Source organism: Streptomyces sp. CA-243310 (assembly GCF_050936775.1).
GTDB lineage: Bacteria > Actinomycetota > Actinomycetes > Streptomycetales > Streptomycetaceae > Streptomyces.
The window spans coordinates 3,210,368-3,223,386 of record NZ_JBNJMF010000001.1 but is presented as its reverse complement, the minus strand read 5'-3'; the positions used below and the strand labels follow the sequence as shown (position 1 = coordinate 3,223,386).

Annotated in this window: 7 protein-coding genes; all 7 read right to left on the bottom strand. The window is 72.1% G+C overall.

The genetic code is table 11. The annotated features are described in order from the left end of the window. Positions 1-45: 45 nt before the first annotated feature. A complete protein-coding gene (locus ACQEVM_RS14260) occupies positions 46-1,212 on the bottom strand; it encodes a class II histone deacetylase (RefSeq protein ID WP_433078563.1) in 1,167 nt (388 codons plus the stop codon). Continuing rightward, positions 1,209-1,517, bottom strand: a complete 309-nt coding sequence (locus ACQEVM_RS14255) for a hypothetical protein (protein WP_433078561.1) — start codon at positions 1,515-1,517, stop codon at positions 1,209-1,211. The genes ACQEVM_RS14260 and ACQEVM_RS14255 overlap by 4 nt, the downstream gene beginning before the upstream one ends. Positions 1,518-1,603: 86 nt before the next feature. Beyond that, on the bottom strand, positions 1,604-5,563 hold the full coding sequence (locus ACQEVM_RS14250; RefSeq protein ID WP_433078559.1) for a bifunctional SDR family oxidoreductase/pyridoxal phosphate-dependent aminotransferase family protein: 3,960 nt from the start codon (positions 5,561-5,563) through the stop codon (positions 1,604-1,606). Then, positions 5,560-6,681: a DNA alkylation repair protein gene (locus ACQEVM_RS14245; protein ID WP_433078557.1), complete on the bottom strand. Its 1,122-nt coding sequence runs from the start codon at positions 6,679-6,681 to the stop codon at positions 5,560-5,562. Before ACQEVM_RS14245 ends, ACQEVM_RS14250 begins: the two co-directional genes overlap by 4 nt. Further along, on the bottom strand, positions 6,674-7,135 hold the full coding sequence (locus tag ACQEVM_RS14240; protein WP_433078555.1) for a hypothetical protein: 462 nt from the start codon (positions 7,133-7,135) through the stop codon (positions 6,674-6,676). Before ACQEVM_RS14240 ends, ACQEVM_RS14245 begins: the two co-directional genes overlap by 8 nt. Beyond that, on the bottom strand, positions 7,132-7,734 hold the full coding sequence (locus ACQEVM_RS14235; protein WP_433080005.1) for an acyltransferase domain-containing protein: 603 nt from the start codon (positions 7,732-7,734) through the stop codon (positions 7,132-7,134). The genes ACQEVM_RS14240 and ACQEVM_RS14235 overlap by 4 nt, the downstream gene beginning before the upstream one ends. A gap of 124 nt (positions 7,735-7,858) precedes the next feature. Then, positions 7,859-13,012 (bottom strand): beta-ketoacyl synthase N-terminal-like domain-containing protein, encoded by a 5,154-nt coding sequence (locus tag ACQEVM_RS14230; RefSeq protein ID WP_433078554.1) that lies wholly within the window; start codon positions 13,010-13,012, stop codon positions 7,859-7,861. Positions 13,013-13,019 lie beyond the last annotated feature (7 nt).

Genomic DNA, 13,019 nt, shown 5'->3' with positions numbered 1-13,019 from the left:
CCGGCCGTCGCGCACCGTTGCCCACCGTCATCCACCAGCTGCCCATCACGGCCCCCCGTCCACGAGCGCGGGCCGCTCGCAGGCGCCGGATCGGCCTGCCGCGGCCGTGCCGGCCAGCAGCGGGTGGTGCTCCTCCAGGTGGGTGATCACCCGGTCCTGGTGACGCTGGAGGCGCTGGCCGGGAAGGTGTTCGAGGGAGTGCAGGAACGGGTCCTGGGGAGCCGGCAGGCCGGCCACCGCGCAGGCCGTGCCCAACACCAGCATCGGCTGGTACCACGCCGAGTAGCCGCCCTCGTGGGCGAAGACGATCCTGCCGCCGGTCAGTTCGTCCGCGAGCCGGCACATCACCGACGTCATGGCGTGGAAGGTGCGACTGGTGCACAGCATCCGACCCATCGGATCGTGGCCGCTCGCGTCGACGCCCGCCGCCACGAGGATCAGATCGGGGCCGAAGGCGCGGGCCGCCGGTGCCACGATCCGGTCCGTCACGGCGAGGTAGGCGCCGTGACCCGAGCCGGCGGGCAGCGGCACGTTGAGCGTGGTGCCCGCCCCCTCGCCCGCCCCGGTCTCCAGCACGAGACCGGACGCCGCCGGGAACAGTCCCTCCTGGTGCACCGAGACGTACAGCACGTCGGGGTCCTCGTAGAAGGTCCGTTGGATGCCGTTGCCGTGGTGGACGTCCCAGTCGAGGATCAGCACGCGGCGCGCACCGTGTCGCTGGGCGGCACGGGCGGCCACCGCCAGGTTGTTGTACAGGCACAGCGCCATGGCCCGGTCCGGCTCGGCGTGGTGGCCGGGCGGCCTCACCAGGCAGTACGCCCGGTCGAACCGGCCCTCCATGACGCCGGTCGCGGCCTGCACGCAGGCCCCGACGGCGAGCCTCGCGGCCTGCGCACTGTGGTAGTTGACGTGGGCGTACACGCCGGCGTCACCCGCACCGGCCGCCGAGGCCGCCTCGACCCGCTCGATGTGTTCGGGTACGTGCACGAGCAGCAGGTCCTCGTCGGAGGCGGGCGTCGGGGTGTGGCCGGTGAACCGGTCCATCACCCCGGACGCCTTGACCAGCCCCTCGGCACGCCGGAGGTCGGGGTCGACCGCGAACTGGCGCAGGGGCTCGACGCCCGGCCCGACGGGCACGTACCCGGATCCGGGGCCGGGGTCGTGCCAGAAACAGATCTCGTGGCTGTACCACGCGAGGCGGGAGGTGTTCACCAGCCGGACACGCCCAGCGAGGCCCGGCTGATGCCGGCGACCTTCTCGATGTACTGGAGGTAGTACTCGCGCTCCTCGTCCGGGGTGCGCTTGGTGCGCAGCGTCGTCTCCAACAGACCGAGCACCTCCCCGGCCTCGGTCGAGGTCAGCCGCCGTTCACCGACCTCCTTCTCGAACGCGCGGATCCGCTTGGTGGGCTCCACGACGCCCGAAACGAACTCCGTCTGCCCGGTTCCGTGGTTGCGGGTCGAGGCGATGGTCTTCAGAACGGCCCCGAAGAACGCAGTGGTGTCGACATCGGTCATGTTCGATTCCCCCCTTGGTTGCCGTGCGGCAATCGGCGCACGGTGGTGTCCCGTCGGTGCTGTGGAGCGCTCCGCCCGGTCGGTGCTCAGTGGACGAGGCCGCAGGCACGGCCGGCCTTCTCCAGCGTCACGACGGCCGCGTCGAGGTCGGCGTCGGAGTGGCTGAGGTTGACGATGGTCCGCAGCCGGGGCAGCGTCCGCGGCACGGCCGGGTAGACGATCGGCTGGACGAAGAGCCCGTCGAGCTGGCAGAGCCGGGCCATCTCCCCCGCCTGGTCGGCGGTCGCGCAGATGATCGGCACCACCGGCGTCTCGCCGGTCAGGGTGTCGAAGCCCAGGGCGCGCAACTGCTCGCGGTACCGGGTCGTCTTCGCCCGCAGTTGCCGGGTGAGGGACGGGGCGGCATCCATCACCTCGATCGCGGCCTTGGCCGCCGCCACCTGGGCGGGGGTCGCGGCGGCCGAGAACATCCAGCCGCGGGCGTTGTTCTTCAGCGCGAAGACCAGGTCCCTGGATCCCGCGACGTAACCGCCGGCGCTGGGCACCGTCTTGGAGAGCGTGCCCATCTTGACGTCGACACGCGCCGGGTCGATGCCGAAGTGCTCGGTGATGCCGCGTCCGGTGTCTCCGAGGACGCCCAGGCTGTGCGCCTCGTCGACCATGAGCGGGGCGTCGTGGCGCTCGCAGAGTTCCACGATGCCGGGCAGGTCGGCGACGTCCCCGTCCATGCTGAACACGGCGTCGGTGACGACCAGCCGGCCCGCGTCGCCGACCTTGCGCAGGGCGCGTTCCAGGTCGGCGAGGTCGTTGTGGGCGTAGGTGATGACCGACGCGCCGGACAGCCGGTAGCCGTCCAGGATGCTGGCGTGGTTGTAGACGTCGCCGATGACGAGGTCCCCGGGGCCGACGAGGGCGCCGACCGTCGCCACGTTCGCCATGTATCCGCTGGAGAAGACGATGGCGTCCTCGGTGCCCAGGAAGCGGGCGAGGGCGAGTTCCAGCTCCCGGTGCAGGTGCAGGGTGCCCGCCAGGAGCCGCACCCCGTGCGCGCCGGTGCCGTGTCGCTCGACGGCGCGCAGGACCTGGTCGTCGATGTAGTCGTGACCGATGAGGCCCAGGTAACTGTAGGAGGCGAAGTTCAGGAACCACCGGCCGTCGAACTTGATCCGGGAGCCCTTGGCCTCCTCGATCACCGGCTCGTAGAAGTACTCGTCCTTGGCGACGATCAGACGGTCCTCCGCCGACAGGGCGTCGATGCGGCGGTCGAGGAACCTGCCGTGGGGCGCGTCGGCCAACCGGCCGGGCAGGGTTCGGCGGGGTATGCGGTCGGCCGCGGGGTCGGGAACGGCGGCGGCACCCGGGGGCGGGCCGGGGGCCCGGGGCGGGACGGGAGCCGGCGTCACCGTGGGGGTGGGCGGGGCGTGCGGCACGTCCCTGAAACGGTCCCAGTCGGGGACGAAGGTGGCACCGGCGGCCCGCCCGGTCACGGGCGGCGGCAGCGCGCCGCGTGGCGCACCGGCCGGGGCCGCCCGGCGCGCCTCCCGGGTCGGTGCGGGGGCGGAAGCGGGTGTGGATGCGGGGGCGGGGGCGGCTGTGGGGGCGGAGGCCTGGGCGGGGAGGTCGCGCGGGAGCGATTCGAGGTGGGTGAGCAGCGCGCCGACGTTGGTGCGCTCGAAGAACACCATCGGGTCGATGTCGAGCCCGTCGGTGGCCAGCGTCGCGGCCAGCTCGACCGCCATCATCGAGTCGAGGCCCAGCTCCAGCAGGTCGTCCTCGACGGCCACGTTGTCGACGAGCAGGACCCTGCCGATCGCATGGGTCAGCGACGGCCACAGTCCGGTTTCGGGTGTGACAGCGGTCATGGGTTCATCCTTCGCTTTCGCGGCGGCGGACAGGACGTAGTGCGCGGGTGGTTGCGCCAGGGCCGTACGGAGGAGGTCGATGCCGTCGCCCGCGGTGAGGGCGGGGACCCCGTGCGCCGCGGCTTTGGGAGCGATGGACTCGCCCATGCCGACGGTCCACAGGCCCCAGCCGAGGCTGTACCAGGGCCGGCCCTCGGCGCGTTGGCGGGCGGCGTAGCCGTCCAGGTAGGCGTTGGCCGCGGCGTAGGCGCTCTGGCCGAGGTTCGCCCGTACCGCCGCGACCGAGGAGAACAGGGCGACGAAGGCGGGCTGTTCGTACTCGGACACCAGGTCGGCGAGTGCGTGCGCGCCGCCGATCTTGGGTTCGAGTACGGCGTTCACCTGATCCGGCGTCAGGCCGCGTGCCAGGCCGTCGCGCAGGACTCCGGCGGCGTGGAACACCCCGTCGTAGCGCGGGGCTTCGGACAGCGCCTCCCGCAACGAGCGGACGTCCGCCGCGACGATCTCCAGGTCACAGCGTTCCGCCAGCCTGTCGAGGCGCTCGCGGGCCTCTCCCCGGTCCGGGACGGTCCGCCCGACCAGTGTCAGATGGGCGCAGCCCGCCTCGGAGAGGTACTCCGCGACACTCAGGCCGATGCCGCCCATGCCGCCGGTGATCAGGAAGCGGCCGCCTCGGTGGCGTGCGTCGGCGGTGGCGTCCGTCGGCGGGTGCGGCTGTAGGGACGGTTCGTACCAGGCGTTGCCGCGCCGGGCGAGTTCCGGCCGGTCCTGACCGAGCGCCTCCCACAGGGAGTCGGAACCGTCGTCCTGCGGACCGGCGGGCTCGTCGGGGTCGAGGTGGAGGTCGGGGTCGAGGTCGAGGAGGCGGATCGTGCTGCGGGGATGCTCGACGCGCAGGGTGCGTCCGAGACCCCACAGGGCGGTCATGAAGGGGTCGACGGTGTCCTGTGTCGCCACCTGGTGGGCGGCGGTGGTGACGATCAGCAGGGAGGGTGTCGGCGGCCGGGCCAGGAGCCGGCGCACCAGGGCGAAGACCTCCCCGAGCGCCTGCGTGACCCGTGCCTCATCGGTGAGGCCGCGTGGCGCCACGTACACCACGTCCCGTAAGGCGGTGTCCGCGGGCAGGGTCTCCGGGCCTCCTGCGGCGAACTGCTCCGGCGTCAGGTGCAGGACGTGCCGGCCCGCCCTGGGTCGGGGGGCGTGGGCGGACACGACCAGCACGGGGGCCTCGGCTGCGGACGCGTGTCGCGGAGCCGGGCCGGTCCTCCGCCAGACGACGGTCTCGATCGAGGCGGCCGAGGGCGGTGCCTGCCCCGGTTCGACCCGCAGGGCGGGTCCGGCGGCAGACGTGGCGGGAGCGGCCGGGGTGGCCGCCGCCGCGGACTCCGGGGGTTCCGCGAGTCGGGCGGCCTTGAGGGTGATGCGGTCCAGTTCCAGCAGGACCTCCCCCTGCTGGTTGCAGACCAGGGCACGCCCTCGTACGGCGCCTCCCGCGCCCTCGGCCGCGGTCGGCTCGTCCCGTTCGACCAGGGCGATCACCGTGCCGGAGACGCGGCGGCGGGCCTCCAGCCGGCCGATGTACCAGGGCAGGCACGCCCCGGCCGCACCGCCGTCGAGCATGCCGAGCGCCTGGAAGACGCTGTCGAGCAGCGGCGGCGGCACGAAGGGGGGCGCCGCCGCCGCGTTCGGGTCCTCCGCGGCCCGGAGCATCAACAGCATCCGGCCCGGGCCCCGGTGCGCCGACCGGATCGCCCGGTACGCCGGCCCGTAGGCGATCCCGCTCGCCTCGCGCCAGGCGGCCACGTCCGCCAACGGCACCTGCTCCGTGCAGCCGGCGCGCAGCGCCGTCACGTCGACGTAGCGGGGTGGCGGCAGCGGGCTGCCGGTGGCGCGGGCGGTGCTGTGCTCGACGGGTACTCCGTCGCTCGCGGGCGGTACGGAGCGCAGGGCGCACCGGCCGTCCTCCGTCTCGCGGACCTCGATCTCGACCCCGGCTCCCGTCACGAGCAGGGGTGTCCGGAAGGCGATCCGTTCCAACTCCCACCGGCAGTCGGGGCGCCCGATGTCGCAGGCCGACAGTACGGCGTCGATCTGCGCGGCGGCGGGGACGACCGGGGTGCCGCCGATCCGGTGGTCGGAGACGAGCGGATCGGCGGCGCTGAGGTGTGTCCCGACGCCGCTCACGTGTGGAGGTCGAATCGTCCGGTGGCCAGGGCGAGTCCGTTCACCTGGATGTCGACGGTGTGCTCGCCCGTGTAGTAGCGGCGCGTCTGGATCTCCTTGATGGTGTGTGTCTTCTCCAGGGACCGCCGTTCGCCGGGGCCGAGCTCGATGGTGGTCAGCTTGAAGACCTTCGGAATGCTGCGCCCGTTCTTCCGCACGTGGTGCACCACGTAGTCGACGGCGATGCTGTGCGGCCGGTCGTCGGTGTTCTCGATGTCGAAGTCGATGACGAGGGTGTCCCCGAGGGTCACCGCCCCGGGGGTGATCCGCAGCCGGGGCACCTTGACGTGCTCGCCGCCTGTGGCCCCGAGGAGGGTGAGGGCCTGTTGGTCGCCCTTCTTCACGAGGGTGCGCAGCCCGTGCTTGACGATCCAGTCGGTCTCGGGGGTGGGGCTCTCCTCCAGCCAACGGAGCGCGGTCGCGAGGGCGAGGTCGGGGCTGTCCTTGGAGATGTCGTTGAGGTTGTTGGCGACGGACTTCCGCACGTACTCGGAGGAGTCGCTGCGCAGCGGTTCGAGGATGTCCAGGACCGGCTGCGGGTCCTTGACGAACACGGTCAGGGTTCGGGCCCAGGGCAGCCGGGAGCGGATGCCTTCGGTCGCCAGCCGCCGTACGTTGTGGCTGGGGCTCTGGGCCCATTGTGCGACGCGCTCCATGGTCGGCGCGTAGTGCTGTTCGACGTAGGGCCGGATCGCGTATTCACCCGTGTGTCGCCTGGTGATCTCCTCGATGGCGTCCAGTGACGCGTCGGGGTGGTCCAGGCCGTACTCCTCGACGAAGCGGGCGACCGGCATGAGGAACCAGCTGGTGTTGAACATGCCCTCGCCTTCGGCCAGTTCGTCGCCGAGAACGGACAGGAGGATCGGCAGGGCATCGGGGTACTCCGCGGGCAGACGGGTGCGCAGCCCTTCTGCCAGGACGAGGACCCGGTCCTTCAGTTCCTTGTCGGGGATGCGGGACTCGACCTCCGCGGCGTAGCCCTCCACATCGAACGCGGGGTGGACGGTGCGGATCTTGCCGCCGATCAGGCGTGCCGCTTCGCCGTTGAAGTGTCGCTTCAGTCCGTATTCGCTAGCCATGGTTCCGGTGCCTCTTCGTCTCGTTCTCGATGTTCGTGTTCGTCGTCTCGTTCGGGCCGGCGGATATCCAGAACCGCTGCCGGTTGAAGGGGTAGGTGGGAAGGGTGATGGTCCGTTGCCCCTTCCCCGCATGAACCCCGGACCAGTCCAGATCACCCGACGTCGCATTCACATACGCCGCCAACGACCCGTGCACCTCAACCTGATCCACCCGATCCCGCCGCAACGTGCCCAACCACACCGGCTGCTCCCCCACCCACGAAGCACGAGCCAACGACGTCAACTGCGGATGCGAACCGATCTCCCACACCACCCCCGCACCCACCCCCGACACCGTCGCCACCGCCTCACCAAAACGAACCGGCTCACGAATCGCCCGACCCCAATACCCCGGATCCACCACCGACCCCGCCGAATGCCAACCACCCGACACCGACGACACAAACCCGATCACCGGAGCCGACAACCCCACACCCCCACCGCCTCCACAAAAGGCCCCACCGCACCCTCCATCAACACCGAATGAAACGCATGACTCACCCCCAACGGAACACACCGCAAACCCGACCCCGAACAAAACTCCGCCACCACACCCGCCGGCCCCGAAACCGTCACCACCCGCGGCCCATTGAAAGCCGCCACCTCCACCCCCGGAAACCCCGCCAAAGCCTCCACCACAACCCCCACATCCCCATGCACCACAGCCATCGCACCCCGACCCGGCTGCCCCTCCATCAACTCCCCACGCAACACCGTCAACCGCAACAGATCCCCCAACCCCAACACACCCGCAGCCCACGCAGCCGTCAACTCACCCAGACTGTGACCCACCACCGCACCCGCACGAACCCCCACCGACTCCAACCAACGCACCAACCCCACCTGCACACAAACAATCCCCACCTGCGCATACCGCGTCCGATCCAACCCCCCACCCACACCACCGAACAACACATCCAACAAAGGCACATCCAAATGCCCCACCAACACATCCGCACACTCATCCAACGCAGCCCGAAACACCGGCTCCGTCACATACAAACCCCGCCCCATACCCACATACTGCGAACCCTGACCCGTAAACATGAACACATTCGAAACCGAAACACCCCCCCTGCGAGAAACAGCCGCCCGACCCCCCGCCACATCCCGCAAACCAGCCCTCACCGCACCCGCATCAACACCCGACACCACCGCACGAAAACGATGACCCGCACGACCCACATTCGCCGAGAAAGCGAAATCCCCCAACACCTCCCCGGAAAACACCCACCAACCCATCCGCATACACACCCGCAAGCGACCGCAACGCCGACTCGTCAGCCCCACTCACCCGCACCACAAACGAATCCTGAACCGGCACCTCACGCACCGACGGAACCGGAGGCTCCTCCACGATCACGTGGGCATTCACCCCACCCATCCCGAACGCGCTCACCGCCGCCCGACGCGGACCACCCTCACGCGGCCACTCCACCGCACGATCAGCCAGATAGAACGGCGTCTCCTCGAACCGAATGTGATCATTGGGCCGCACCACATGCAGCGACGGCGGAACCACCCCGTGCTCCATCGCCAAAAGCACCTTCACCAAACCCGCCAAACCCGCCGCCGGCTCCAGATGACCCACATTCCCCTTCAACGAACCGATCGCACAGAACTGCGACCTGCCCGTCACCCCACGCCACGCACGCGTCAGACCCTCCACCTCGATCGGATCACCCAGACCCGTCCCCGTCCCATGCGCCTCCACCAGACCGATCGACTCCACCGACACCCCCGCATCCCCCAACGCCGCGGTAATGACGTCGGATTGGGCGCGCGGGCTGGGCGCCGAGTAGCGGCTGGTGCGTCCGCCGTGGTTGACGGCCGCTCCCTTGACGACGCCCCGGATCCGGTCGCCGTCGCGGACGGCGTCGTCGTACCTTCGCAGGACGACGGCCACGGCTCCTTCTCCGGGGACGAAGCCGTCGGCGGTGCTGTCGAAGGCGCGGCTGCGGTGCCGGGGTGACAGGGCCATGAGGTCGCCCATCGACCGGAAGTACTCCGGGCTGATGCCGGCGTGCACGGCCCCGATCACCGCCGTGTCGATGTCACCGGTGCGCAGGTGCTGGAGTGCCGAGTGCAGGGCGACCAGTGAGGACGAGCAGAGCGTGTTGACGAGTCCGCTCGGGCCGTGCCAGTCCATCAGGTACGACAGCCGATTGGCGATCATCGCCTCCAGGCCGAGGCCCCGCCCTTCGGCCACGCCGTGGCGCACGCGCTCCTCGTGGTAGTGGTCGTGGCTGTAGGCGATCCACAGGCCGGTGCTGCCGTGGGCGCGGGTGCCGATCCGGCCGCCGTCCTCCAGGGCCTCCCAGATCGTCTCGTAGACGATGCGTGCCTGCGGATCGATCAGGGGGGCTTCGCGGGCCGAGATCCGGAAGGGAGCGGGGTCGAACTCGTCCACGCGGTCCAGGAACGAGGCGTGCGGGACCGGCCCTTCCGTGTTCTGCCATCGCCCTTCGGGCAGCGGGCGGACCGTGTCCCGGCCTTCGACGAGCAGTTCGGCGAAGGCGGCCAGGGAGTCGGCGGTGGGCAGCCGGATCGCGGCGCCCACGACGGCGACGTCGCGCGGCCGGGACGCCGGGACGGCCTCGGAGCGCGCGGGCGCGTGCGCGTCGTCGGCGGTATCCGCGGCATCGGCGGCGACCGGGCGCGGGGTGGCGGTGGCGGTGGCGGTGGCGGTGGCCCGTGCCTTCGGTGCGTGGTCCGTGAGTGCGTGCCCCTGTGGCGTGTGCTCCTTTGGCGTGTGCTCCTTTGGCGCGGCCGGGCCCGCGGTCGCCCCGGGGGTCTCCGCGGCCGGCGCCGGAGTGGCCTCGGGATGCTGAGCAATCGCGGGTGGCGGGTCGGTCGGGGCCGGCTGCGCGTCGACGAGCGCCGGCGCCTCCTCCGCGAGAAACTCGGCGAACTGCCGCGGCGTCGGGTACTCGAAGAACACCGTCGGGTACAGGGACAGGCCGTGCTCCTGGGAGATGCGCTCGCTCAGTGCGACCAGGCCGACCGAGTCGAAGCCGGCGGACAGGAACTCCGTGTCGGCGTGTTCCTCGGGGGTGCCCGTCAGCGCCAGGAACCAGGCGAGGGCCCGTACGGGCCTGGAGGTGGTGGGCGCCGCAGGTACCGGCGGGGTCACGGGGCGGACGGGTGTCGGAGCGGGCGCGGGCGGCAGCGCCGCGGTCCGTGTCGTGGGCTCGATCGGCGCGGGCGGGCGCGTTGCGATCGGCGCCGGGGACTCGACCGGCGCGGGCGCTTCGCCCGCGGTGAAGGCCTCGACGGGAACCCGCTTGGACGACATGTCGCCGAAGACCAGCAGGGGTGTGCCCGCCTCGTCGGTGACGGTCTGGGTGACCCGGCAGGCCTCGTCGTTCCAGAAGGCGATCTCGGTCCGTACGTAGGCGGCCCCGTCCAGTGGTCCCAGGACGTCCAGTCGGCCCACCGAGAGCGGGATGAACGCGGTGGCGTCCGCCGCGCCGAACACCGGGTTGGCCGGGTCGATCGCCGCGACCGTGACGCTGTCCAGGAGCCCGGGGAACAGGTGCACGCCGGCCGGGTTCATCTCCCGCTGTCGGGCGCCCTCGATCCGGGCGAGCGTGCCGCCGTCGGGAAGGCTCGCCACCCAGGAGATGTTCCGGTAGTACCGGCCGTGGTGGTAGCCGATCCGGCGGAGCCACCGGTAGAGGCCGGAGCCCGCGTGCACGGTGGAACGGGCGCAGTCGGCGAGCAGGCCGGCGAGGGGGACGGGGAGCGGCCCGGACGGTCGGGCGGCGGCGAGTCGGCCGGTGACGTAGGGCTCCCCGCTCTCGGAGTCCTCGATCCGGAACCGTCCGTCCGCGGCGACCCGGCCGATGACCCGGCGGGCCCCGGACGCGATCAGCGGGCGGTGGAAGAGGACGTCGCGGGCCCCGTGGAAGGGGTCGCCGCGCAGGGCGGCGCCCTCGCGCAGGAAGTCGAACCAGGCCACGCCCGGGAGCATGAGCGTGCGGTACACGGCGTGCTGGGCGATGGGTGCCTCGGCCGGGCCGAAGACGCGGGCGTAGGCGTAGCCGGCCGCCCCCTCGTCCGACACCAGCTCCGCGGGCGTGCCGGGTTCGGCGGAGCGCAGGGGCTCGGAGAGGTTCAGGGCCCGGCCGCGCGGTTGGGCGTGGGGCAGCAGACGCTTGCTCCACACCGCGCCGGCGGCCCGCCGGGCCGCCTCCCAGTCGATGTCCCGGCCCGCCCGGAAGAGCTCCGCGGCGATCGTGGCGAGTACGAGGTCGACCCCCCGTTCGTCGCGGGCCCCACCCAGCCGTTCGACGATGTCGTGGCCGGCGGGGCCGCCGCCCCGGGTGTCGTGCGACGGGTCGGCGGCTCCTCGCAGGACGTCGGCCAGGGCCCGCTCCAACGGAACGCGGCCCCAGGTGAAGTCCGCGACCGCCTCCCAGCCCGGAGGCAGGTCCAGGGCCTCCTCGGGCACCCCGCGCTCGCGCAGGGTGATCGCGAGGGCGACCGCGGACAGTATCCGCAGCAGTTCGCCGGAGAACTCGGCCGGCGGGGTGCCGGTGGCCGCCTCGAACAGGCCGACGACCTCGTGTACGGCCGGCGTGGAGCGGTCGAGGGCGAACAGCCACGCGGGCGGGGCCGCGGCGGCCTGCGGCCGTATCGAGACGACGGTGTGGGAAGAGACGACGGTGTGCGAATCGCCGACGTGGGCGGGTGGGGCGGCATGGGCGGGTGGGGCGGCGGGCGTCAGGAGCCATGCACGCAGCGCGGCGGCGAGTTGATCGGCGTCCGCTCCGACGACGGCCGTTCGCTCGGCGCGGTGCGCTCGTGCCAGCCGGGCCGTGGCGCACGCGTCGCCGACAGCGCCGGGCTCGTCCGACAGCGACGGCAGGAACTCCAGCCACTGCGCCACCAGTTCGCGCAGCGCGTACGGGCTGTCCGCGGAGAGCGGCAGCACGTGGACCGGCCGGCTCAGGGTGTCGGTCGCCGGCGGTCCGGCGAGGGCGCCGGTCGGGTCGGGGGCGGCCTCGACCACGACGTGCGCGTTGGTGCCGCCGAAGCCGAATCCGCTCACGGCGGCCCGGCGTACGGGCGCGTCCGGCCACGGGTGGGCGGTGTCGGGCAGGTGGAAGGGGCTGTCGGCGAGGTTGAGGCGCGGGTTGGGCGTGTCCACCGCCACGGCCGGTACGGTGCCCTCGCGGAGCGCGAGGATGATCTTCGCGAGTCCGGCGAGGCCCGACGCCGAGTGCAGGTGGCCGATCCGCCGCTTGACGGAGCCGAGCGCGACGGAGTTGCGCGGGACCCCGTGTCGGGTGAACACCTCGGTGAGCGCCCGCACTTCGATCGGGTCGCCGATGGCGGTTCCGGTGCCGTGCGCCTCCACGTACTGGACGGTGGCCGGGTCGATCGTCCGGTAGGCCTTGCCCAGCAGGTCGACCTGGGCCTCCAGGCTGGGTGTGGTGACGCCCATGGTGCGGCCGTCGTTGTTGACCGCGACCCCGCTGACGGCTCCGAGGATCACGTCGCCGTCGGCCAGCGCGGCCGGCATCGGCTTCAGCACGAGGGCGGCGGCTCCCTCCCCGGGCACATAGCCGTTGGCCCTGCTGTCGAAGGTGTGGCACAGCCCGTCCGGGGAGAGCGCCCCGGTACGGGAGAGGAGGACGAACGTCAGCGGGTCGATGAGCAGGTCCACCGCGCCGACCAGGGCGAGTTCGCAGGTCCCGGCCGCCAGGCTCTGGCAGGCGAGCCAGACCGCCGACAGCGAGGACGAACAGGCGGTGTCGACCACCAGGCTCGGGCCCGCCAGGTCGAAGCGGTCGGACAGCCAGGCCGCGGTGAAGTTCTGCGACCGCCCCCACAGGGCGGCGGGCCCGGGCTCGCCGGCGGAGCCCGGTGTGCCGGGCGGAACCAGTCCCCGGCCCCGGTCGAACCCGTACCCGTTCATGCGCGCGCCGACGAACACGCCCGCATCGAGCCTGCGGCGCACCCCCAGGTAGCCGGCGTCTTCCAGGGCCCGGGCGCCGACCTCCAGCATCACCCGCTGCTGGGGGTCGAGGAACACGGCGTCGTCGGCCGTCATGCCGAACGTCTCGTGGTCGAAGGAGAACGGGTCCACCAGGAACGCGCCGCGGTGGTGCGTGCCCTGGTGGGTTCCCTCGCCCCGGTACAGCTCGCGGGCCCACCGGCTCGGCGGGACCTCGCCGACCTCGACCCCGTCGCGGCCGAGGAGGGCCGTCAGGTCGACGGCGTCCTCGGCGCCCGGGAGGCGTACCGCGAGGCCGATGACGGCGATGCGGGTGTCGGGCTCGCTCACGGTTGTC